Below are 23,110 nucleotides of genomic sequence, written 5' to 3'. Positions count from 1 at the left end.
TATCTAACAAGGCGGCTATGGACACGGGGACACGACTCAAACTGGTGCGTGAACGCAACAACCTCTCCCAGCGGGAGCTGGCCCGCCGTAGCGGCCTGACCAACTCGACGATCTCGCAGATCGAGCAGAATCGCGTCAGCCCGTCGGTCAGCTCCCTTAAAAAGCTGCTCGAAGGCATCCCCATGTCCCTGGCGGAATTCTTCAGCTTCGATGAGCCGGTGCGCGAAGAGCGCTATGTGTTCCGCGGCGGCGAGCAACCCGACCTGGGCCGCAATGGCCTGCGCATGCTGTTGGTCGGCGCCAGCGTCCCCGGCCGGCAAATGCGCATGCTGCGCGAGCTCTACGCACCGGGCGCCGATTCGGGCGAACCGATCGTGCACTCCGAAGGCGAAGAATGTGGCCTGGTCACCCGTGGCACCATCGAGCTGTGGGTCGATGGCCAGGTAAGTGTCCTCAATGCAGGCGATGGCTACTACATCCCCACCACCCTGCCGCACAGTTTCAAAAACATCGGCCCGGACGAGGCCGAGATCATCAGCGCCAACACCCCGGCCAACTTCTGATCCGCCGTGCTGCCGCCCAATAGCCGAGAAGCCTGCCAACGCCTGCGTGACGCCGCTCTGGGTATCCATGCGCTGCAGGTGTTGGCCCGCACACCCGAGGGGCAGGTCGATGTACTCATCGACGGCTGGCAGCTGCGCTTGCTGCTGGACGCCGATGGCCTGGTCCAGTGCAGCCATTGCCGCACACCCGACGGCCATGAAGCCGGCCTGCAAGATTGGCACCGCTATGGCACCAACCCCACCGATCTGCTGAGTATCTGGGAGCGTGGCCGCATCGAGCAGCTCCTGGCCACGGGAATCTCTGAATGAAGCGCATCAGCCTGTTGCTCGGCCTGGCGCTCGCCTTGCCGGCCCTGGCCGAAAACACTTGCCCGCCTGGGCAGTACCAGGTGTGCCTGATGGGCTGTTTCTGCGCACCGATCGACCCAGGCCAGGCCGGCCAGGTACTCAAGGACGTCGAACTCATGGCCTCCGGTAGCCTGGCCTTCGCTCTGCGCCAAGCTCGCGACGAAGCCACCGCCAACGGCACCGAGCCGATTCCCCTGCACATCCGCGCCCAACTCGAGCCCTGGTATGACTTTGCCGTGCTCGATGCAGCGCGTTATCGGGTGGGAGACGAGCAGCAGGTCAGCGCGGCCAATGCCCTGCTGCAAAACCCGGACGTGAACGCGGTGACCCTGATCGACACGATCATCTTCCGCCACGCCCAAGACGCCGAGGACAACGTGGCGCTCTGGGCTCATGAACTCAAGCATGTGCAGCAGTACCAGGACCTGGGGGTGGAGGAATTTGCCCGGCGGTACACCCGCAACTACGAGGACCTGGAAGGGCCGGCCTACAAGATCGAGGCCGAGGTCGCCAAGGCACTGCGACAAAAACAGTCAGGGCAGGCGCGTTGAACATACCTGCCGTCTCAGCAGGTCACTTCATCTGCCAAGAGTGTTCCACGCCGTTAAGCACTTTTTTGTCGAATGCGAGCATTGTCCCACTGGTGCAGCCACCTACCTTGGGCCTACCCATACCACCATCGGCTTTTTCAAGTTAACAATCCGTAATTTCTTACAGATCAAACGCATAACGCCTTGTATTTTTCGCGCCCTGAAAATACTAAGGGACATTCGATATGCTCGTACTTCTCAATCATTCAAGCGCCTTCAGATAAGTAGAACTCCGCTGCTTTGCTGAAAAGGCCGCTTACTTCATTTCTGTTGCCAACTTCAACTTACCGCCCCCTTTGTGCGGGTAACCAAGTATTTAGGCACGCCTGAATGAAATATGGGTTCCACGGCCTTTTCGTAGCGAAGTTACGTAACTCTTGCCCACGTGACTTTCATGAAAAACCAACCTATTTATTCCGGTACCTCTTTGGGCATCCGCTGGATGGCCTGGCTCAACATCGGCGTCCAGGCGGTCCTTCCGTTGACCCTGGCATTGGCCACGCCTTCAGCCAGTGCCGCCCCCACCACTGAACCGGCCAAGCGATCACCCGCGCCTTCCCGTCTTCACACCTTCGCCATGGGTGACACCCTGGCCTCGATCGCCACCCAATACGCCGCCACCATCGCCACCCTGCGCAGCCTCAACCCCGGCCGCGACCTCGATACCCTCAAGCCCGGCGATCGCTTGGTCGTACCCTCGGCCGCCGCGCACCCGCTGCCGAAGCTGAACTCGCCCGACCCACACGATTACATCGAGATGTTCTATAACCCTAAACGCCGACACAGCAGTGCTATGCAGCTGTCTCCAGTAGAGTATGAGAAACGCTATTTCCTGAGCTTGGAGAGTGTCTAGAAAACCAGGGGCGATTCAAAACCCGAAAAACCCCAACCTGATCCACTGCACTAATCAGTTCAAAGCGCACAAAGTCGCAAACTACCCTCTGGCGTTGCAGGAGGGTGATCTATGCCTGCAAAAGAATACGCTGTCCGCTTCGCTGCAAAGTTTGGTTTACGCGGTGCAGGCGGATGCGTATAGCAACCTCAAGCGCTTCCCCGAAGCCGTGGTCGCCAAGGAAAAATCCATGCAGCTCGACGGTAAGCCTAGCCCACGCGACAACCTGGATTTGAGCGCCATGTATCGTGACGCTGGCAATCCGAAAAAGGCGCTCGAACTCGTCCAGTACAACCTTGATAACGGAATCGGAGAGGCAGGCAAAGGCACCGGCTTTCACATGCCGACCTATTATCATTTGGGCCTCGCGCTGACAGATCTTGGGCAATACCGGGAGGCCGCCGAAGCCTTCAGCACGGGCCTTCAGCGCCAGCCAGACTACGCATGGGCCTATTATGCGCGTGGAATAGCGTACGACCATTTGGAGAGTCAAGATGATGCCAAAGCCGACTTCATGAAGTTCTCGCAGATGGTCAACAAGAGTTACGTGAAAAATGAGCACAAGGCCAAGCTCGCAGAGTACGGGATTTCGCTGCCCTGATAGGTCAGTGAGTCGCGAGGGACTGTTATCGACCCATAGTGGCCGTGGCTCTTCGAAGTTGCAGGGGCGCCACGGCGCCCCTGTCTAGGATCACGTAGACATCCGTCGCATGATCAACTCACCATCAATGACTTCACCGGTCTCGACGAAGCCTTCGGATGCATAGAGACGTCGCGCGCCGACGTTTTCGGGGTCAACACCAAGGGCGACGCTTGGTCCCCCAGGCAAGGAGTGGAGATGAGCCATGAGCGCTCGCAGGGCCGCACGCCCGTAACCACGGCCTTGGTGGTTGCGATCAATCATCAGGCGGTAGATCCACCGGCTGTTCTCATCCGGATCGAGGGCGTGCATTAGGAAACCTACTAGCTCACCAGTCTGCACGGCCTCTTCCAAATGCTCCGAAACCGTAGAAAAAATCAGATTCCCCCTCTTCCTCGTAGTCCATTTCCCAAACACACTCCCGCCACCTTTTTTCCGTTGCGGGTGCTCTGGCAGGGCTCTAGTCTCGGCGAGCCGTTGCACTTCAACGACGCGGCTTTGACAGGCCGCAACGGAACGCAGGGGCATAGCTTGGCCTTCAATGGCGGCTGTGTGTGGGGCACGTTCGCGTGCGCCGGTCTTCCTGTATTCCACCGGTCTGTCAACCCATACGCAGCTGCCACCCACCTGTTTGACAGCAGGTCGTGTGCAGCACTATCGGGAATACAGGAGTTGCCATGCTGAAAAACGATCTTCGATCCATCTCGCTATCCCTTTCTCAAAGCACGATCCCCAGCCTCAACAACGCAAATTCAATCCATTCGGATCGTAGCTCACCATCCAATCCCGCTACTCCCACTTTCGATTCAGGTTTTGGGCTTGCGTGTCCAACCCTAAGACGCTGCATTTAAGCCTTTAACCATGTGCTATCTGCGCCGGCCCATTCGCGAGTGAATCCGCACCCACAGAGGTTTTGCGTTGTCGTGGGGGCAGCGGTGTGCCTGCGGGGCGGCGCTGATCATTTCAGGGAGATCGAACAATGACCACGAAGGACATCGAGCCGAGGACGGTGGGCAGGACGAAGTTCTACCAGGGCGAGGGCATGACCGCGCCGCTGTTTTGCATCGAGCCTGGTATCTCGGAGTTGATGGGGTATGTGGGGGACATGACCCTAACAGGCGCGATGGACGACAAGCCGCAGTTGGTATGGGCGTCGCACTATCTGGCGGCGTTAGCGAAGGCGCTGATGGATGATGCGGAGTTGGGCATGATGGGCTGAGGTCAAGGTGCTGTTGGATTCAGGGCTGCTTTGCAGCCCTTGCGCCGCGTTGGGGCGCGAAGCGGCACCGGTCAGGGCCCCGGGGCAACCAGGCGATAGCCTACGCCGGCTTCGGTGATGATGAACCGCGGCGCAGTCGGATCATCCCCCAACTTCTGCCGCACGTGGGCGACGACGATGCGCAGGTAATGGGTGTCATCGACGTGCGTCGGCCCCCAGATGTCCTTGAGCAGTTGCTGCTGGGTGATGACGCGGCCGGGGTGGCCGGCGAGCTGGGCGAGCAATGCGTACTCTTTGCGGGTCAGGGCTACTTCCGCACCGTCGAGGGTCACCTTGCGAAACGCAAAGTCCACCACCAAGGGGCCGAAACTTACGCTCGACTGGACAGCGTCGGCCTGGGACGTCTGGCGCAGCAAGGCGCGGATGCGGGCAAGGAATTCCTGGATGCCGAAAGGTTTGGTCACGTAGTCGTTGGCGCCGCCATCGAGTGCGTCGACTTTCTGTACTTCACTCGCGCGCACCGAGAGCACCAGCACTGGCACGGCGCTCCATTCACGCAGCTCGCGCAGCACCTGTTGGCCGTCCATGTCGGGTAGGCCAAGGTCGAGCACCACCAGGTCCGGCTTGCTCAGCGCGGCCTGGGCGAGACCTTCGGCGCCGGTGGCGGCTTCGATGACTTTGTAGCCTTGTGAGGCGAGGCTGATGCGCAGGAACTTGCGGATCTGCGGCTCATCGTCGATGACCAGCAGGGTGGCGGACTGACTCATGGGGCTTCGCTTTCAGGCTCAGGTTGTGGAGGCAACGGCAAGCATAGAGTGATGCAGGTGCCCTGACCATCGATGCCGTCGCCGACGAGGATCTGCCCGCCGTGGGCGCCGATCATGCCTTGGCAGATGGCAAGGCCAAGGCCGGTGCCCTGCCCTCCCCGGTCGCCGCGGGCTGCGGTGTAGAACATGTCGAAAATCTTCTCGCGCTCACTCACCGGAATGCCCGGGCCTTGGTCGCTGACGGCGAAGTGCAGTTGCTCATTCTGCTCAGAGACTTGCAGCGCCAGGCGCCCGTTGACCGGCGAGAAACGGGCCGCGTTTTCCAGCACGTTGACCAGCGCCTGTTCGATCAGCGCCGCATGCACGAACAGCAGCGGCAGCTCGGGCGGCACATCGGTGTGCACACGCAGCGGAGCCAGGACCACGCGCAGGCGGTTGAGGGCGCTGCCGACGATGTCGGCCGGGGCGACCCAGTCGCGGGCGAGCTTGAGGCCGCCGTGGCCGAGACGAGTCATGTCCAAGAGGTTCTGGATATAGCGGTCCAGGCGTTCGGCTTCGTTGCGGGTGCCTTCGAGCAGCTCTTGGCGATCGGCCGGGGGGATGGCGTCGCCCAGGGCCAGCAGGCTGTCGATACTGCCGCGCATGGCGGTCAGGGGGGTGCGCAGGTCGTGGGAAACAGAGGCCAGCAGTGCACTGCGCAGTTGTTCGGTCTCGCCATGCAGGCGCGCGGCCTCCAGTTGCTCGCCCAGGCGGGCGCGAGCCAGGGCCTGGGCCAGGGGTTGGCCGAGAGACATCAACAGGCGTCGGCGTTGGGGGCTTAAGGTCTCCCCTGTGCGTGGGCGCACGCCAAGCAGGGCCAGGGGTTGATCGTCCACCGCGAGCGGCCACCACCACCAACGCCCATCAGGCAAGGTGTCGCTGCCGTGCCCGGCGGCCTGGCCGTGCTGCCAGGCCCATTCGGCGGCGGCGCGTTCGTTGTTGGTCAGTTGCGGTTCGTGGCTGCTGGTGGCTTGCAGCAGGCCCTCAGCATTGCGCTCGAGCAGGCAGGCCTGCATGTCCTGCCAGGCGCCCAGGTGCTGGCCGGCGGCGTTGAACACAGCCTGGCGGTCCGTGGCCACGGTGAGACGACGTGAGAGGTCCAGCAGTTGCGTGGTCTCGGCCTGGGTTTCGCGCAGGGCCTGCAACTGACGGCGCTGGCGGGCGGCGAGGTTGCCGGTGAGGCCCGCCATGAGCAGGAAGAACACCAGGGTGAGCACGTCTTCTTCGCGCTGGATGGCGAAGGAGAAGTTGGGCGGGATGAACAGAAAGTCATAGGTGAGAAACGACAGCGCCGCGCAGGCCAGCGCCGGCCCCAGGCTGCTGCGCACCGCCACCAGCAGCACGGCAGCGAGGAACACCAAGGAAATATTGGGCAGCGCCAGCACACTGGATACCGCCCACGACAACCCTGCTGCCAGCACGGTGGCCATCAATGCCAGCAGGTAATGGCGCCAGACCCACACGCGCTGCACCGCCGAGGGTGCTGTGCGGGGTTGGGTGTCGCGGTCGAGGACGTTGATTTCCAGGCCGTGGCTTTCTCGCAGCAGGCGCGCGGCCACGCCTGCGCCGAACAAGCGACGGCGCAGCCGATCGCGGGACTGGCCTACCAGTACCAGGCTGGCCCGGCGTTCGCTGGCGTGCTGGATCAGGGTGCGGGCCACTTCGCCGGCACGCAGCACGACCACTTCGCCGCCCAGACGCTCGGCCAGTTGCTGGGCGGCCTGCAGGCGCTGGCGGGCGGTCTCGTCGCGCAGGCGGCCGTTGTCCACGTGCACCAGGCTCCAAGGCAAGTGGCGGCGCTGGGCAACGCGACTGGCATGGCGCACCAGGCGTTCGGCCTGCTCGTCACCGTCCACGCCCACCAGCAGGCGCCCGCGCAGGGCCGGGGCCTCCTGACCGCGCTGGCGGTAGCCGTGGGCGAGGTCGGCATCGACCTGAGCGGCGGCGGTCTGCATGGCCAGCTCGCGAAGGGCGGTGAGGTTGGTCTGGGAGAAGTAGGCGTCGATGGCCGCCCTCGCCTGCTCCGGCACATAGACCTTGCCCTCGCGCAGGCGCATGAGCAGCTCACGCGGTGGGAGGTCGATCAGCACCAGCTCGAAGGCTTCCTGCAGGACCCAGTCCGGCAGGGTCTCGCGGACCTGAACGCCGGTGATGTCGCGGACTTTGTCATTGAGGCTTTCCAGGTGCTGGACGTTGACGGTGGTATAGACATCGATGCCGGCAGCGAGCAGTTCCTGCACGTCCTGCCAGCGCTTGGCGTGGCGGCTGCCGGGGGCGTTGGTGTGGGCCAGTTCGTCCACCAGGGCCAAGGTGGGGGCGGCCTTGAGCAAGCCGTCGAGGTCCATCTCCTCGAGGGTCACGCCGCGGTAGTCGGTACGCAACAAGGGCTGCTGGGCCAGGCCGCCGAGCAGCGCCTCGGTTTCGGCGCGGCCGTGGGTTTCGACGATCCCGGCCAGCACTTGCACGCCCAGACGTTGCTGGGCGTGGGCGGCCTGGAGCATGGCGTAGGTCTTGCCCACGCCGGGGGCGGCGCCGAGAAATACCTTGAGCTTGCCACGACCTTCGCGCGGCAGGCCCGCCAGGAGCGCATCGGCGCGGGCGGAGTCACTCATGTTTCATCCTTCGATTTCAGAGAGCCTGGAGCCTGCTGTGCAGGCCGCAGGCTTCGCCAGCTCCGATAAGGCTCAGGAGCCGGAGGGCATCGGGGCCAGGCGCTCCAGCGCCTGGTTCAGCGCCAGCACGTTGACCACAGGCGGGCCGATCAATGGGTGGAGGGTGGACGCTTCCACCAACGCTTGCAAGCGCTGCACCGGCACTTGCCGCGCCGACGCCACACGGGGCAGTTGGTAGGCCACGGCATCGGGCGGCAGGTGCGGATCCAGGCCGCTGCCGGAGGTGGTCAGCAAGGCCAGGGGTACAGGACCTTGCTGGGGTTGATAAAGCGCAGAGGCCTCGGCCTTGACCCGCTCGGCCAGGGCCGGATTGCTCGGCGAGAGGTTGCTGGCGCTGCTGGCGACGGTGGCGTAGGCGCCGGCCGACGGGCGCGAGTGGAACCAGGCATCGCCAGTGAAGTCCTGGGCGATCAAGGCCGAGCCGCGCACCCGCCCCTGCTCGTCACGTACCAGGCTGCCATTGGCCTGCTCGGGGAAGGCGACCTGGGCGATGCCGGTCACCGCCAAGGGATACAGCGCGCCGGTGACCAGGGTCATCAGCAGGGCCAGGCTCAGGGCCGGGCGCAGGTAAGTGGTCATGTCCATCTCCTTCAAACCAGGTGCAAAGCGTTGAGCAAGAGGTCGATCGCCTTGATCCCGGCAAACGGCACGATGATGCCGCCCACACCGTAGATCAGCAGGTTGCGTCGCAGCAGGTGGGCCGCGCTCGCCGCCTGGACGCGCACGCCGCGCAGTGCGAGCGGGATCAGCACGACGATGATCAGCGCGTTGAACACGATGGCCGAGAGGATCGCGCTCTGCGGGCTCTGCAGTTGCATGAGGTTGAGCACGCCCAACTGCGGGTAGATCGCGGCGAACAGCGCCGGCAGGATGGCAAAGTACTTCGCCACGTCGTTGGCGATGGAGAACGTGGTCAGCGCACCGCGGGTGACCAGCAGCTCCTTGCCCACCTGGACCACGTCCAGCAACTTGGTCGGGTCGCTGTCCAGATCGACCATGTTGGCCGCCTCGCGCGCGGCCTGGGTGCCATCGTTCATGGCCATGCCGACATCGGCCTGGGCCAGGGCGGGGGCATCGTTGGCGCCGTCCCCGCACATGGCCACCAGGCGGCCGTCGTTCTGTTCCTGGCGGATGCGCGCCAGCTTCTTCTCCGGCGTGGCCTCGGCCAGCACATCGTCGACCCCCGCTTCGGCGGCAATGGCAGCGGCGGTCAGCGGGTTGTCGCCCGTCACCATCACCGTACGGATCCCCAGCTTGCGCAGCTCGGCGAAACGCTCGCGAATGCCGGGCTTGACCACATCCTTGAGGTGGATCACTCCCAGCAAACGCTTGTCGATGCACACCAGCAGCGGTGTGCCACCGCTCTGGGCGATACGCTCGACTTCACGGGCCAGCGGCGTGGGCATCTCCAGGCGTTGCAGGCCGACGAAGGCCAACACCGCATCGACCGCGCCCTTGCGGTAGCAGCGTTGCTGGAAGTCGATACCCGAGAGCCGCGTCTCTGCACTGAAGGCAATGGCTTCGAACTGGTTGGCCGAAGGTTCGATGAACGCCTGTTGCTGACGTAGGTATTCGACAATCGATTTGCCCTCGGCAGTGTCGTCGGCAAGCGAGGCGAACAACGCGCCCTCCCCCAGTTCCCGCGCTGTGATGCCGGGCGCGGCATGCAGTGCACTGCAACGACGGTTGCCGAAGGTGATGGTGCCGGTCTTGTCGAGCATCAGCGTGTGCACGTCACCCGCCGCCTCCACCGCACGGCCGGAGCGGGCGATGACGTTAAGGCGCACCAGGCGGTCCATGCCGGCGATGCCGATGGCCGAGAGCAGGCCACCGATGGTGGTGGGGATGAGCGTGACCAACAGCGCAGCAAGGAAGATCAGCGGCAGGCTGCCAGCCGAGAAATGGGCGAACGGCTGTAACGTCACCACCACGATCAGGAAGATCAACGTCAGGCCAATCAGCAGGATATCCAGGGCGATTTCGTTGGGGGTCTTCTGGCGTTTGGCGCCTTCGACCAAGGCGATCATGCGATCCAGGGTCGACTCGCCGGGGTTGCTGGTGATGCGGATCAACAGCCAGTCCGAAACCAGGCGGGTGTTGCCGGTCACCGCCGAGCGGTCGCCGCCGGACTCACGGATCACAGGGGCCGACTCGCCGGTGATGGCCGCCTCGTTGACCGCAGCGATGCCTTCGAGCACCTCGCCGTCACCGGGGATCAACTCGCCGGCAACGACCTTGACCACATCGTCCTTGCGCAGTTGGGTGGCGGGCACGGTCTCGAAGCGGCCATCGACGGTGCGACGCTGGGCGGTCAGGCCCTGACTGCCGGCCTTGAGGCTGTCGGCACGGGCCTTGCCACGGCCTTCGGCCAAGGCTTCGGCGAAGTTGGCGAACAGCACGGTGAACCACAGCCACAGGGCGATCTGCAGGGCTACGCCGGTCCCCACGCCACTGCCGGGGACGAAGCACAGCAGCGTGGTCAGCAGCGCGGTCAGGGCGACCACCAACATCACCGGAGAGCGTTTGAGTTGGCGGGGGTCGAGCTTGACGAAAGCCTGGACCAGGGCCGGACGCCAGAGCGCGGCGAAGCGGGTCTGGTCCACGGCGGTGCGGTTGGCTTTGACATCAGGAATAGGCATGTTCATGGGAGGTCCTCAGAAGCCCAGGCTCAGGTGTTCGGCAATCGGCCCGAGGGCCAGGGTCGGCAGGAAAGTCAGGCCACCGACCAGCACAATGGTCACCAGCAGCAGGACCACGAACAGCGGGCCATGGGTGGGGAAGCTGTTCAGCCCCTGGGGCGCGCTCTTCTTCGCTGCCAGGCTGCCAGCCAGGGCGAGCACCGGCAGGATGTAGCCGAAGCGGCCGATAAGCATGGCCAGGCCGATCATCAGGTTGTGGTACGGCGTGTTGGCACCGAAACCGGCGAACGCCGAACCGTTGTTGGCGGTGCCGGAGGTATAGGCATAAAGCAGTTGGCTGAAGCCGTGGGCACCGGGATTGGTCACGGCACTGGCAGGCCCGGGGAGGCTCGCGGTGATGGCGCCGAGCACCAGCACACCCACCGGCATCACCAGCAAGGTCGCCACCAGCAGTTGCACCTCCCGCGCCTGGAGCTTCTTGCCCAAGTACTCTGGCGTGCGACCGATCATCAGGCCCGCCAGGAACACGGCGATCAGCACGAACAGCAACATGCCGTAAAGGCCTGCGCCGACGCCGCCGAAGATCACCTCGCCGACCATCATATTGACCATGGCCACCATGCCCGTGAGCGGGTTGAGGCTGTCATGCATGGCATTGACCGAACCGTTCGAGGCGGCGGTGGTGGTCACGCTCCATAGCACCGAGGCGGTGGTGCCGAAGCGGCTTTCCTTGCCTTCGAGCGGCGCGGTCTGTTGTACCTGGGCGCTTTCCAAGGCAGGGTTGGGCTGTTGCTCGGACCACAGCGCCGTAGCGCCGCCGATCAGGAACAGGCCCAGCATGCAGGCGAGGATCGCCCGGCTCTGGCGCAAGTCTTTGACGTAATGGCCGAAGGTGAACACCAGCGCTGCCGGAATGAGGATGATCGATGCCACCTCGAACAGATTGCTCCAGGCTGTGGGGTTCTCGAACGGGTGCGCCGAGTTGACGCCGAAAAAGCCGCCGCCGTTGGTGCCCAGTTGCTTGATGGCGATCTGGCTGGCGGCCGGGCCAAGGGGAAGTGCCTGGTCGCTGCCTTGCAAGGTCAGTGCGTGGGCGTAGTCGGCGAAGGTTTGCGGCACGCCCTGCCACACCAGCAGTAGTGCCAGCACCAGGCACAGTGGCAGCAGCACGTAGAGGGTGGCGCGGGTCAAGTCGACCCAGAAATTGCCTAACGTGGTGGTGGAGCGACGGGCAATCCCTCGGCACAGGGCGACCAGCACGGCAAGACCGGTGGCGGCGCTCACGAAGTTCTGCACAGTCAGGCCGATCATCTGGCTCAGGTAGCTGACCGACGCTTCACCGCTGTAGGCCTGCCAGTTGGTGTTGGTCATGAAACTGACTGCAGTGTTGAACGCCAGCGTCCATTCCTGCCCCGGCAGCTGCTGCGGGTTCAGCGGCAGATACCCCTGGAGCAGGAGCACGGTGAACAGCAATACGAAGCCGACCAGGTTGAAGGCCAGCAAGGCCAGGGTGTATTGCTTCCAGTTCTGCTCCTGCTCGGCGCGTACACCGGCCAGGCGGTAGCAACCGTGCTCCAGCGGGCCGAGCACCGGTGTCAGCCAGGTGCGCTGCCCTTCCATCACCTTGAAGCAAAAGCGCCCGAGCCAAGGTGCTGGCAGCAGCACGATGGCGAAGAACGCCAACAGCAATAGGTAGTCGTAACTGTGCATGGCCGCCCCTTAACTGCGATCGGCGCGCAGCAGCGCCACCAGCAGGTACATCGCCAACGCCACTGCCAGCAGCAGTGACACCCCGTCCAGCATGTTCATGTGCGCATCTCCCTTGGTACGGCGCATGGGCCGCTTTAGGGAAATTGTCCGAGGGAGGGGCGTAAAGGGACGAGATGGGGGGTGGGGTCAGGGCATAAAGAGTGCGTAAAGATCAGCCTTTTCGGCAGCCGCCATCGTCGCGGGTACCCCGCAAGGATGGCGGCATGGAGAGCCTTGGCCTGACTACCGCTGGGGTGTCTGCTGCCCCGCGTTACGGCTCCAGTCCAGCAGCAGGCTATAGCCCACCGCCAGCAAGGTCGGCCCGATGAACAGGCCGATGAAGCCAAAGGCGATCAGCCCGCCGAACACCCCGAGCAGCACGATCACCAACGGCAGGTTGCCACCGCGGCTGATCAAGTACGGCTTGAGGACGTTGTCGACGCCGCTGATGATGAAGGTGCCCCACAGGCCGAGGAACACCGCCATGCCGTACTCACCCTTCCACACCAGCCAGCCGGTGGCAGGTATCCAGGCCAGCGGCGGCCCCATGGGAATCAGGCTGAGCATGAAGGTCACCAGCCCCAGCACGATGGCGCCCGGCACACCGGCGATCAGGAAGCCGATCAAAGCCAGCAAGCCTTGGGCCGCGGCAGTGCCGATCACGCCGTTGACCACGCGCTGCACGGTGCCAGCCACCAGGTCCAGGTAATACTCGGCGCGTTCCCCCATCAACCGCTGCAACAGGCGCAGCACGAAGGCCGCCAGGCGCGGCCCGTCACGGTAGAAGAAGAACACGAACACCAGGCTCAGGGTCAGCTCCAACGCGCCGCTGCCAATCTGCGCACTGCGCGCCAGAAGCCAGTTGCCGACCTGCCCCAGGTGCGGCTTGACCGAGGCCAGCAAGGCCGCGCCCTGTTGATCCATGGAATCCCACCAGCGCACCAGTCGCTCCCCCACCAGGGGGATGCTGCCCAGCCAGTCGGGGGCGTCGGGCAAGCCGTCGACCTGCACGTCCCGGATGAACGCGGTGGCATCACGGATGTGGTCGGCCAGATTGAAGCCGAGCCACACCAGCGGCAAGGCCACCACCAGGATCCACACGGCGGTCAGTAGGCTCGCGGCGAGCGTTTCGCGCCCGCCCAGCGCGCGGGTGAGCAAGCGCATCAGCGGCCAACTGGCGAAGGCCAGGATGGCGCCCCAGAGCAATGCCGAAATGAAAGGCGCCATCACCCACAACCCGGCCCCGAGCAGGGCCAGCAGCAGGATCTGGATCAGCAGGCGGTCATTGTTGGGCATGGAGGGACTCATTCAACGGATCAGCTCAAGGTGCAGGCCATCGGTGGGTGCCGTCCCGACTTCCAGGCGGGTACTGCGCACGCCGGCGTTTACCAGTTGCTCGCGCCAGGCTTCGGCCTGGGCGCCGCTGAGGCTGGCGCGCAGGGTGCTGTCCAGGTTCAGGCTGCGCCCGAGCAAGGCCACCCAGGTGGGCTGCGGTGCGGCAAGGTCAGGGTAGTCCAGCTTGCCGGTGTCGCGCAGTTCGCGCAGCACCGTGGCTGGTGTCGGCAACAGCTCGCCCAGAGGCTGGTCGGCCACGAACTCCTCGACGTGCAGGTAGGCGCGGCGATTGCCACGGGTGACGCTGTAGAGCGAGACCAAGGTGTCGGCCTCTTCGGCGGAGCGGCGCAGGAGGATGAACGCCTGTTGCTCGTCACCACCATTGAGGCGGGCATTGGCGAATACTTCGTTGGCCCACAGGCTGGCTTCGCCGCAATCGCGGCCCTGGCACCAGAACAGCGGATAGCCCCCCTCGCGCTGCAAGGCCTCGCGGGCACTGGTGAAGGCCTCGCGGGCAGTCCGTTCGACAGGGAGCTCATAGGTGACGGAACTGACCTGACCGCGGCTTTCGACTTTTTCGTCCACCCTCAGGCGGCCGCTGATCTTGCGTAAAGGGCCCATGGGATAGACCCGCTCCTGCTCCACGGCCGGACGCTGGTCGACCACTTTGGCATCCACCGGCACGGGCAGGCTGCCGGCCCACGACAAGGGGCTGGCCAAGCCCAGGCAAACGGCGATCAGTGTGCGCGTGATCATCGGCCACCTGTCACGCACAGGGCGCCGATGGGGTAATCCAGGATGTCTGGCATTTGCATGGTTGTCTCCGTGTTCAACCCGCCAAGCCTCGACACTTGTCCTGTGCAAGTCAAGAAAAGCCGAAGAAGCGATTGAAACAGTCTGCAACAAGGGTTGCGCCCGGTTCGTCATTCAAATGCAGGTGATGGCCACCGGGCAGCGTGACCTGCTCAAAGGGTAGCTGCTCCAGCAAGGCTGTGTGCTGCGCGAGCATGCCATCGGCCGCCACCACCAGGCAGGCCGGGCACGCGACCCGATGCACGAAGGCCATGGCCTGCGCCTCGTTCAGGCGTACCGGTGATGGCAAGGTCAGGCGGCTGTCGCTGCGCCAGCTGTAGCCGCCCGGCACCGGCATCAGGCCACGCTGGGCCAGCAGCTCGGCGGCTTCGCGGCTGACCGCGACCATGCCTTTCATGCGCGCCTGCACGCCATCTTCAAGGGTCGCGTACACCGACTTGTGCTTGCCATCCAAGCGCAGTTGCGCCTGCAGCGCCATGCCCAGGCGTTCGGCGGCGTCCTGCTCGCGGGCCGTGGGCGGGATCACGCCGTCGATCAACGCCAGGTGGCTGATGCGATCGGGCAAGGCTCCCGCCAGCTGCACGCTGATGATTGCGCCCAACGAGTGTCCGAGCAGACCAAAGCGCTTCCAGCCCAGTTGCTCGGCCACCCGTAGCACATCGTGGGCGTAGTCGGCCAAAGCGTAACCGGCGCCGACAGGGCGATGCTCGGAATAGCCATGCCCGGCCAGGTCCAGGGCGACTACGCGCAGCCCGTCGAGGCGCGGCGCAAGGCGGGCGAAGCTGTTGGCGTTGTCTAGCCAGCCATGCAAGGCGATCACCGGCAGACCGTCATCCGGCCCGAACAGGTGCGCCGCCAGCTCGATATGGCCGAGGCTCAGACGGATCTCTTCGACATGCGTGCTCATGCTCGACTCCAGCGATCGAACAGGCCCTTGATCAAGTGCGCTGTATCCCCCGGCCGCTCCAGCGGGAACATGTGCCCACCGGGCAGGCTGTGGTATTCGCCCCGGGGAATGCCGCGCACCGCCAGGGCATGGTGGCGGCGGATCACCCGGCTCTGGTCGCCACGCACCACCGCCAGCGGTACCTGCAGCTGGCGCGCTGGCGCCGGGCTGAGGTGGGGGATACTGCGGTAGATGTCGATCTCGGTCGTGGGGTCGAAGCGCAGGCGCAAGCCCTCCTGGGTGGCTTGCAGGCCGTGCTCCAGATACGCCTCCAGGCAATCGGGGTCGAAGTGGCGGAACAACGTCTTGCCGGCGAAGTAGGCCCGTGCGCTGTCACGGTCGGGGAATGCCTCGCGACGCCCCAGGGTGCGCCCGGCCGGGGTGATGCGGTCGATGAAGCCCAGGCGCTTGGCCGCGCGGATCATCCACTGGTCGGCGCGGGTCAGCACAGGCGAATCGAGCATTACCACGCCTCGGTAGTACTGCGGGCAACGTAGCGCGGCATGCAGGTGCAGAAGGCCACCCAGGGAATGGCCGACGCCCCAGACCGGCTGCCCCTGCTGGGCCAGGTGGTGAAGCAACTCATCGACCAGGTTCTGCCAGTTGTCGTTGACCGGGAATCGGGGGTCGTGGGCATGTTGCGCCAGGTGCTGGACCTGGTAGTCCGGCGCCAGGGCGGCGAACAACTTGCCGTAGGTGGCCGAAGGGAAGCCATTGGCGTGGGCGAAGAAGATCTGCTGCGACATGGCGGCCTGGTCTGAATGGGAAGTGATGGCCCATTGTCGGCATGGCGTGCTGGGGCGGCAACGTTCGGAAAGGTCATCGCTGAGGGCGATCCGGACATGCCTGGCATGTGTGTCGCCTTCTTCGCGCGTGAACCCGCGAAGAAGGCACCTTCAACAGCCAGGGTCAGCCGGCGTGGTACAGCCCGTGCAAGGTCATCAACCCAGCCAGCGGCCAGTCCCCTTCCAGCTCAGCCAGGGTCGCTGTGCTCAGCGGCGCCGGTTGCTGGCCATGGCCGTGTTCGAGCATGCCTACCAAGGTGCCGACCAAGGGTTGGTGACTCACCAGCAGCACGTGCTCCAGGCCCAGTTGGTCCAGCTCGCCGATCACCTGCCCGACATCGCTGTCGGGGGTGAGCCAAGGCACGGTACGCACCGGCTCATCCAAGCCCAAGGCGTCGTGCACCAGAGCGGCTGTCTGCTGGGCTCGAACGTACGGGCTGGCGATGATCGCCTGCAGCGGTTGGCCCAACAGGCGCGCGGCACTACGCAGCACCTGCTCGCGACCATGGTTGGTCAGGCGCCGCTCGGCGTCGGTGTTGGCGCGTGGCTCGGCCTCGCCGTGGCGCAGCACCCAGACCTTCACAGCTTGGGCTCCTGATCACGCACCGGATGAGGCGCCGAGGCAACTTCGTGAGGCACTTCGCCTTCAGGGGCGCGAGGGGTCGGCCAGTCGGCGAACGGCCAGGGCTTCTGGTCGCTGTGGAAGGTGCCAAAGCGGCCGATCTGCGCCAGGAACTGGCTCAGGCTGTCGCCGAAATTCATCAGGCTACCGCTGGGCGCGCCATAGACCAGGCGGTAGATCAGCTGGACCAGCACCAGGCCACCCAGCAACAGTTGCGCCATGTGCCAGACCAAGAGGAACACCAGCATCCACAGTACCCGCAGGATGATCGATTCGCGCTGGGCGCGGTTGGCTGTGTCGTTCATGCATGTGCTCCGGGATCAATTGAAACCGCTGATGGAAATGAAATCGACGTCGGTCTTGGGCTCGGCGCGCATCAGGTGCTCGATCACCTGGTTCAGCGTACGCCCCTCGAAGAGGATCGCGTGCAGGCCAGCCACCAGCGGCATGTACACCTGTACCTCCTGGGCCTTGGCCTTGAGTACCTTGAGGGTGTTGACCCCTTCGGCCACCTCGCCCAGGCGACTCACCGCCTGCTCCAGGCTCAGACCCTGGCCCAGGGCATGGCCGACCTGATAGTTGCGGCTCTTGGGCGAGGAGCAGGTGACGATCAAGTCGCCAACCCCGGCCAGGCCCAGGAAAGTCATGGGGTTGGCGCCCTGGCTCACGGCGAAGCGGGTCATCTCGGCCAGCGCGCGGGTGATCAGCATGCTCTTGGTGTTCTCGCCCATGCCCAGGGCGACGGCCATGCCGGCAATGATGGCGTAGACGTTCTTCAACGCGCCGCCGAGTTCGACGCCGAAGCGGTCGGCGCTGGCGTAGACGCGGAAGGTGCGGCCATGCAACACCGCCTGCACACGTTGGCAGAGGGCTTCGTCCTCACTGGCGACCACGGTGGCGGTCAGGGCGTGTTCGGCGATCTCGCGGGCCAGGTTCGGCCCCGACAGCACGCCGATGCGGGCCTCGGGCGCGATCTCTTCGAGGATCTGGCTCATCAGCTTGAAACTTTGCGCCTCGATGCCCTTGGTCAGGCTGACCAGACCCTTGCCGCGCAACAGTTCGGCATGGGGCGCCAGCACGCTGCGCAAGGCGCTGGAAGGTAGCGCGACGAAGATCAGGTCGCAGGCCTGCAACGTGGCCAGCAGGTCGTTGACAGGTTCCACCCCGTCCTGCAGGCGAATGCCTTTGAGGTAGCGAGGATTCTCGCGATTGACGCGCATGGCCTCGGCCTGCTCGGGGTCACGCATCCATTGCCGGACCGGCACGCCGTTTTCGGCCAGCAAGTTCGCCACGGCGGTGCCGAAGCTGCCGCCCCCAAGAACTGCAACAGGTTGCTGTTCAGTCATATCCAATCCGTTAAAGCCAATAAGTTAAGTTGGCGACCGGGGCATTATACGGCGCGCATGCGACAGAGCCAGTGGCAGTGCCAGCCCTGCGTATGGATATCAAATCGCACTGGCAAAACCCAAGCGGTCAGTTAACATGCCTGTTTCATCTCTGAAACAAGGCCGTACCGTGTTCCCTGGCACGCCACCTTACCCTCGCCTGCTGTTGCTGACTGCCCTCTTGGGCGGCCCGGCCCTGGCCGATGACATGTTCCTCGACAACCAGGACCTGCCGCAGGTTCTGACCGCGACACGCCTGAAACAATCCCCGGCCGCCGTACCTGGCAGCATGACGGTGCTCGACAGCGAACTGATCCGCGCCAGCGGCGCACGCGACATTCCCGAGCTGATGCGCCTGGTACCCGGCATGATGGTGGGCTACGTCGCCGGCAACCAGCCGACCGTCAACTACCATGGCAGCAACGTCAACGACGCGCGGCGCATGCAAGTGCTGATCGATGGCCGCTCGGTGTATCGCGCAGGCCTTGCCACGGTGGACTGGAGCGACATCCCGCTGGCCATCGAGGACATCGACCGGATCGAGGTATTCCGCGGCCCCAACACCGTGAGTTACGGGGCCAACGCCTTGATGGCCGTGGTCAACATCCTCACCCGCAACCCCGCCGACAGCCATGGCACCCGCGTGAAGGTGACCCGCGGCCAGGACGGCATCAACGATTACTACGCCAGCCAGGGCTTCGGCTGGGAAGGCGGCGACATGCGCCTGTCGCTGTCCGGCATGCAGGATGATGGCTTCGACGAGGACCAGTTCGGCAACGACTACCGCGACAGCCGCCGCCTCAACCGCTTCAACCTCAGCGCCAGCCACAACCTGGCGGTCAACCAGACCCTTGAATGGCAACTGGCGGCCAAGGAAGGGAGCAATCAGCGGCCCTATACCTATCAGCCGGTGTTTCCCTTCGTGACCGCCCGAGGCGACAACGCCGACGTCAATGCCAAGGACTATGCGGGCTCGATGCGCTGGAACATCGATTTCAATCCCGAACACAGCCTGTATGTCCAGGGCTCGGCCCAGCACTTCGACCGGCAACAGGTCTGGCTGGCCTGCGATGCGGCCATCGCCTTCAGCCCGGAGCTGACGCGGCTCTGGCAGATCAACCCGGACTATGCCGAGCAAGTGGCACGCAACGCCAACAACCCGCCCCCCAGCAGCGACCCCGTGCAGAACGCCCTGCGCGACCAGATCGCCAGCCAATGGGCCAATGGTGGTCGTGAAGTGGTTTGCGGCGATGTGGACCAAAGCACTCGGGAAACCCGCTTCGATCTCGAGGTCCAGGACACCCTGAGCCTGACCGACAACCTGCGTCTGCTCAGCGGAATGAACTACCGTTATGATCGCGCCGACTCGCAGACCTACTTCAACGGCAGCCTGGACGACCAGACCTGGCGCCTGTTCGGTCAACTGGAGTGGCGCGCCGACGAGCACTGGATTCTCCAGGGTGGCGCGATGTTCGAGGACTCGCGCCTGTCGGGCAGCTCGCTCACCCCGCGCATGGCGGTCAACTACCTGATCACCCCGCGTCACGGTTTGCGCGCGGTGTACTCCGAGGCGGTGCGCTCGCCGGACATGTTCGAGAACAACGTCAACTGGAGCTACACGGTCAACAACCTGACCCCCAACGTGTATGGGTTGCAGCACGGCGAATACTTCGTCAAGACCCGCGGCCCTGGCGACCTCGAACAAGAGCGCATGCGCTCGCGGGAGCTGGGCTACAACGGCAATTTCAGCGACATCGATTTGAACATGGATGTGAAGTTGTTCTATGACGAGATCACCGGAATGATCAGCGAGCCGTTGCGCAACAACCAGTACATCGCCAGCAACGCCAACAAGGCCCGCTTCAGCGGCAGCGAAGCGCAGCTGGACTGGCGCCCTACCCTGCGTGACCGACTGCGCCTGACCTACGCCTACGTCGATGCCTGGGCCAGCAACCCCAGCGACCGACGCCTGAGCGCACGCAACAGTGGCTCGGCCGGCTGGATGCGCGAATGGGGCCAGGGCTGGTCCAGCGCCCTGTTCTACTACGGTGACGACGCGCTCAACCAGTACCGCTACGAACGCCTCGACCTGCGCGTGGCCAAACGCTTTCGCATCCAGGGCAGCAATCTTGAGCTGGCCGCGCTCTGGCAGCAGCGCCTGGATGACGAGCCGGTCACCGTGCCGCAGAACCGCTACGACAGCCGTCACCGCTTGAGCGTGAGCGCGGAGCTGGAGTTCTGATGGCCTTGTTGCTGCGCCTGTTGCTGTTCTGCCTGTGGCCTTTGGGCGCGGTATCAGCCAGCGAGATTCTGTTGGTAGGCGCCAGCGACCAACCAGGCGTACGCAGCTTCGTCTCCGCCCTGGAAGCGCGCCGTCCCAACGACCAGGTGCATTTCAAGACCGTCGACGCCCTGCCCAAGCCAGGGCAGTTGAAGGCTGATGTGCGCCTGGTGCTGCTCGACAGCGCAGCATTCGAATGGCGCCTGGGCGAGGCCGCTGGCCCTCCGGCGCTGGCCTTGCGGGTCAGCCGGGTACAGGCGGAACAACGCCTGGGAAAGTCGCGTCCCGCCTACCTGTGCCTGTTGTGGAGCGATCCACCGCCTGGTCGGCAATTGCGCCTGACGCGCTACTTGTTGCCACAGGCGCGACGAATCGGTGTGCTGTACGGCGAACATAGCCGCTTCATGCTTGACGAACTGCGCCTGGCCGCCCGCCCGCTGGGCCTTGAGATCGTCGCACAGGACTGGCCGGACCCGCGCGACAGCCGCCCGCTGCAACACCTGCTGAGCAACAGCGATGTCCTGCTGGGGATCGACGACCCCGACCTGTACAACTCCAAGACCGCCAAGAACGTCCTGCTCAGCAGCTATGGCCGGCAGATGGCGCTGATCGGTCCCAACGCAGGTTTTGTCCGCGCCGGGGCGCTGGCCAGCACCTTCAGCGACCAGGACGACTGGCTAGCGGTGCTCGACCAATTGCTCGACCGCTCGCCCACCAGTTGGCCGCGCAGCCACTACCCCACGCACTATGGGGTCAGCGGCAACCAGCAAGTGGCTCGCGCCCTGGGGCTGGAGCCGATCGACCCCAAGGCCGCCGCCGTGGTCCTGGCCGAAGGAGAGCCCACCCCATGAGCAACCGCCTGAGCTGGGACATCCACACCCGCACCCAGATCATCAGCCTGGGCCCCGCCCTGTTGCTGACCCTGCTGCTGATCAGCTTCTTCACCTTCGTGCGTCTGCAGGACCTGCGCCAGGAGCTCAACCATACCGGGCAACTGATCGCCAACCAGTTGGCTCCCGCCTCCGAATATGGCGTGATTTCCGGCAACAATGAGGTACTCGAAAGCCTCATGCGCGCGACCCTGAGCATTCCGCACGTACGCTTTCTCGAGGTGCAGGACAGCCGCAACCACATCCTGGTGTACGTCGAGCAGAACGGCGAGAACGTCAACCGTGCCCAGCGCGTGGAAGTGTTCCAGGCGCCGATCCGCCTGCAGCAGATCCGCCTGGACAACGACTTCTTGCAACAGGGCAACGCGCCTGCTCCCAGCATTGGCGATGACTATCTGGGGCGGGTGATCGTGGGCATGTCCGACGATGCCTTCAGCCAGCGCCAGCAGGAAATCGTGATAAAGGCCGGCATCCTGGCCCTGTTCGCCTTGCTGTTCACCTTTCTGCTCGCCCGCCGCCTGGCCATGAGCCTGGCCAAGCCGATCAGCGACATGGGGCATGCGGTCAAGGCCATCCAGAAGGGCGAATTCAAGACCCAGGTGCCGGAAGTCGACGACAGCGAGCTGGGGCACCTGGCCCGACACATCAACAACCTGGCCAGTGCCTTGGAGAAAGCCAGCACCGAGCAGAAGCAGGCCATGGCGCAGATGATTCAGGCGCGTGAGGAGGCCGAGCAAGCCAACCGGACCAAATCGGAGTTCCTGGCGATGATGAGCCATGAACTGCGCACCCCCATGAACGGTGTCCTGGGCATGCTGCAACTGCTCGAGACCACCCCGCTGACCAGCGAGCAGGCTGACTACACCGCCGTGGCCAGCGAATCCACCGGGCATCTGCTCAAGGTGATCAACGACATCCTCGACTTCTCGCGGATCGAGCGCACCACGCTGGAACTCGAACACATCGCCTTCAACCTGGGCGAGCTGATCAGCAGCAGCGTTCAGTCGTTCCAGCACAGCGCCCAGCAGCGCGGGCTGGGCCTGCATTTGCAGCTCCCCCAAGGCATCGACCAGTTGCAGGTCACAGGCGATCCGACACGGATCCGCCAGATCTTGCTGAACCTGATCGGCAACGCCTTGAAATTTACCGAACACGGCCAAGTGGAAGTGGAGGCCCGCTGGCGGGCCCTGGATGCCCAACAGGTGTGGTTCACCTGCGCGGTGCGTGACACCGGCATCGGCATCGACAGCGACCGCCTGGAGATGATGTTCGTGGCCTTCCAGCAGGCCGACAGCTCGATTTCCCGTCGCTATGGCGGCACAGGCCTTGGCCTTGCGATCGCACGGACCCTCGCCGAGCGCATGGGCGGGCAGTTGCGCGGCGAAAGCCGCGAAGGGCTGGGCTCGACCTTCACCCTGGAAATGCCTTTGGCCCTGGCCAGCGCCACGGCGACCTTGCTGCCGGCCCAGGACGTCGAAGGCCAAGCGGCCTGGGAAGGCGGGCAGATCCTGCTGGTAGAAGACAACCCGGTCAACCAGAGCGTCATCGAGGCCATGCTGCGCAGCCTGGGCTTCGATGTCGTCACCGCCCTCGATGGTCTTCAGGCCGTCGAGCAGGTGCTTGAACAACGCTTCGCCGCCGTGCTGATGGACTGCCGCCTGCCCGTTGTGGACGGCTACGAGGCCACTCGGCGTATCCGCCTGCTGCCCAACGGCGCGCAGGTGCCGATCATCGCCCTCACGGCCAACGCGCTGCAGGGCGATCGCGAGCGATGCCTGGCAGCGGGGATGAACGACTACCTGAGCAAGCCTTTCAAACGAACGGAACTGCAGCAGGTGCTGCAACGCTGGTTATCCGGACGGACAGCCGCGACTGGCGATTAACGCCGAAATGCGGCAGTCTAGGGAGATGGAGGCCAGAACGCGGCTTGTCCGG

At 64.5% G+C, this 23,110-nt stretch carries 22 protein-coding genes and 1 pseudogene; 9 read left to right on the top strand and 14 right to left on the bottom strand.

Translation table 11 applies throughout. The features are described from left to right. Nucleotides 1-17 precede the first annotated feature (17 nt). The 5 genes and pseudogenes from R6G97_RS19440 to R6G97_RS19415 all read left to right on the top strand — a co-directional run bounded on the left by R6G97_RS19440 (nt 18) and on the right by R6G97_RS19415 (nt 2,994). Nucleotides 18-563, top strand: a complete 546-nt coding sequence (locus R6G97_RS19440; protein ID WP_043214747.1) for a cupin domain-containing protein — start codon at nt 18-20, stop codon at nt 561-563. Nucleotides 564-569: 6 nt separating this feature from the next. Next, nucleotides 570-872, top strand: a complete 303-nt coding sequence (locus R6G97_RS19435; protein WP_317847381.1) for a DUF7693 family protein — start codon at nt 570-572, stop codon at nt 870-872. Continuing rightward, entirely contained in the window at nt 869-1,462 is a 594-nt protein-coding gene (locus R6G97_RS19430) for an eCIS core domain-containing protein (RefSeq protein ID WP_090342131.1), read from the top strand. Before R6G97_RS19435 ends, R6G97_RS19430 begins: the two co-directional genes overlap by 4 nt. A 775-nt stretch (nt 1,463-2,237) precedes the next feature. Next, nucleotides 2,238-2,354: pseudogene (locus R6G97_RS19420) on the top strand (IS3 family transposase); the annotation flags it as partial. Continuing rightward, entirely contained in the window at nt 2,347-2,994 is a 648-nt protein-coding gene (locus R6G97_RS19415; RefSeq protein WP_317847380.1) for a tetratricopeptide repeat protein, read from the top strand. The pseudogene R6G97_RS19420 and the gene R6G97_RS19415, both read left to right, overlap by 8 nt. 90 nt (nt 2,995-3,084) lie before the next feature. On the opposite strand, the gene R6G97_RS19410 is transcribed toward R6G97_RS19415, so the two are convergent. Continuing rightward, on the bottom strand, nt 3,085-3,561 hold the full coding sequence (locus R6G97_RS19410; protein WP_317847379.1) for a GNAT family N-acetyltransferase: 477 nt from the start codon (nt 3,559-3,561) through the stop codon (nt 3,085-3,087). A gap of 451 nt (nt 3,562-4,012) precedes the next feature. On the opposite strand from R6G97_RS19410, the gene R6G97_RS19405 reads away from it, so the two are divergent. Continuing rightward, on the top strand, nt 4,013-4,252 hold the full coding sequence (locus R6G97_RS19405; protein WP_102081769.1) for a DUF3077 domain-containing protein: 240 nt from the start codon (nt 4,013-4,015) through the stop codon (nt 4,250-4,252). 71 nt (nt 4,253-4,323) lie between these two features. On the opposite strand, the gene R6G97_RS19400 is transcribed toward R6G97_RS19405, so the two are convergent. From R6G97_RS19400 to R6G97_RS19340, 13 genes are all read right to left on the bottom strand, one after another. Continuing rightward, nucleotides 4,324-5,019 (bottom strand): response regulator, encoded by a 696-nt coding sequence (locus R6G97_RS19400; protein WP_090345877.1) that lies wholly within the window; start codon nt 5,017-5,019, stop codon nt 4,324-4,326. Further along, a complete protein-coding gene (locus R6G97_RS19395; protein ID WP_317847378.1) occupies nt 5,016-7,670 on the bottom strand; it encodes a sensor histidine kinase KdpD in 2,655 nt (884 codons plus the stop codon). The genes R6G97_RS19400 and R6G97_RS19395 overlap by 4 nt, the downstream gene beginning before the upstream one ends. Before the next feature lie 72 nt (nt 7,671-7,742). Then, nucleotides 7,743-8,309: a potassium-transporting ATPase subunit KdpC gene (gene kdpC / locus R6G97_RS19390; protein ID WP_043215936.1), complete on the bottom strand. Its 567-nt coding sequence runs from the start codon at nt 8,307-8,309 to the stop codon at nt 7,743-7,745. An 11-nt stretch (nt 8,310-8,320) separates the two neighbouring features. Then, nucleotides 8,321-10,375 (bottom strand): potassium-transporting ATPase subunit KdpB, encoded by a 2,055-nt coding sequence (gene kdpB / locus R6G97_RS19385; protein ID WP_317847377.1) that lies wholly within the window; start codon nt 10,373-10,375, stop codon nt 8,321-8,323. A 9-nt stretch (nt 10,376-10,384) separates the two neighbouring features. Then, nucleotides 10,385-12,079, bottom strand: a complete 1,695-nt coding sequence (kdpA, locus tag R6G97_RS19380) for a potassium-transporting ATPase subunit KdpA (RefSeq protein WP_102081767.1) — start codon at nt 12,077-12,079, stop codon at nt 10,385-10,387. A 9-nt stretch (nt 12,080-12,088) separates the two neighbouring features. Beyond that, nucleotides 12,089-12,178, bottom strand: coding sequence for a K(+)-transporting ATPase subunit F (kdpF, locus tag R6G97_RS19375; protein ID WP_043211358.1), 90 nt, complete (start codon nt 12,176-12,178; stop codon nt 12,089-12,091). A 183-nt stretch (nt 12,179-12,361) separates the two neighbouring features. Continuing rightward, nucleotides 12,362-13,414 carry an AI-2E family transporter gene (locus R6G97_RS19370; RefSeq protein ID WP_090345889.1) on the bottom strand — a complete coding sequence of 351 codons (1,053 nt, stop codon included), beginning with the start codon at nt 13,412-13,414 and terminating at the stop codon, nt 12,362-12,364. Nucleotides 13,415-13,426: 12 nt separating this feature from the next. Further along, a complete protein-coding gene (locus R6G97_RS19365; protein ID WP_043211363.1) occupies nt 13,427-14,209 on the bottom strand; it encodes a DUF4892 domain-containing protein in 783 nt (260 codons plus the stop codon). Between the two features lie 109 nt (nt 14,210-14,318). Continuing rightward, on the bottom strand, nt 14,319-15,173 hold the full coding sequence (locus tag R6G97_RS19360; protein WP_182818392.1) for an alpha/beta fold hydrolase: 855 nt from the start codon (nt 15,171-15,173) through the stop codon (nt 14,319-14,321). Continuing rightward, complete coding sequence (locus R6G97_RS19355; RefSeq protein WP_090345896.1) at nt 15,170-15,958, bottom strand: alpha/beta fold hydrolase; 789 nt, start codon at nt 15,956-15,958, stop codon at nt 15,170-15,172. The genes R6G97_RS19360 and R6G97_RS19355 overlap by 4 nt, the downstream gene beginning before the upstream one ends. A 163-nt stretch (nt 15,959-16,121) precedes the next feature. Beyond that, nucleotides 16,122-16,580 (bottom strand): phosphohistidine phosphatase SixA, encoded by a 459-nt coding sequence (gene sixA / locus R6G97_RS19350; protein WP_182818390.1) that lies wholly within the window; start codon nt 16,578-16,580, stop codon nt 16,122-16,124. Then, nucleotides 16,577-16,924, bottom strand: coding sequence for a DUF4389 domain-containing protein (locus R6G97_RS19345; RefSeq protein ID WP_043211372.1), 348 nt, complete (start codon nt 16,922-16,924; stop codon nt 16,577-16,579). Before R6G97_RS19345 ends, sixA begins: the two co-directional genes overlap by 4 nt. 15 nt (nt 16,925-16,939) lie before the next feature. Further along, nucleotides 16,940-17,965 carry an NAD(P)H-dependent glycerol-3-phosphate dehydrogenase gene (locus R6G97_RS19340; protein WP_043211374.1) on the bottom strand — a complete coding sequence of 342 codons (1,026 nt, stop codon included), beginning with the start codon at nt 17,963-17,965 and terminating at the stop codon, nt 16,940-16,942. 136 nt (nt 17,966-18,101) lie between these two features. Here R6G97_RS19340 and R6G97_RS19335 point away from each other — a divergent pair, with 136 nt between their 5' ends. From R6G97_RS19335 to R6G97_RS19325, 3 genes are read left to right on the top strand one after another with little or no spacing between them, the layout of a single operon-like run. Next, nucleotides 18,102-20,246 carry a TonB-dependent receptor plug domain-containing protein gene (locus R6G97_RS19335; RefSeq protein ID WP_177343699.1) on the top strand — a complete coding sequence of 715 codons (2,145 nt, stop codon included), beginning with the start codon at nt 18,102-18,104 and terminating at the stop codon, nt 20,244-20,246. Then, nucleotides 20,246-21,136, top strand: a complete 891-nt coding sequence (locus tag R6G97_RS19330; protein WP_102081765.1) for an ABC transporter substrate-binding protein — start codon at nt 20,246-20,248, stop codon at nt 21,134-21,136. The genes R6G97_RS19335 and R6G97_RS19330 overlap by 1 nt, the downstream gene beginning before the upstream one ends. Next, nucleotides 21,133-23,058, top strand: coding sequence for an ATP-binding protein (locus R6G97_RS19325; RefSeq protein WP_070574175.1), 1,926 nt, complete (start codon nt 21,133-21,135; stop codon nt 23,056-23,058). The genes R6G97_RS19330 and R6G97_RS19325 overlap by 4 nt, the downstream gene beginning before the upstream one ends. The last annotated feature ends 52 nt before the right edge of the window (nt 23,059-23,110 follow it).

Origin of the sequence: Pseudomonas sp. HTZ2 (assembly GCF_033173945.1) — a bacterium.
GTDB classification, from domain to species: domain Bacteria; phylum Pseudomonadota; class Gammaproteobacteria; order Pseudomonadales; family Pseudomonadaceae; genus Aquipseudomonas; species Aquipseudomonas guariconensis.
This window is presented reverse-complemented; position numbering and strand designations above follow the sequence as displayed.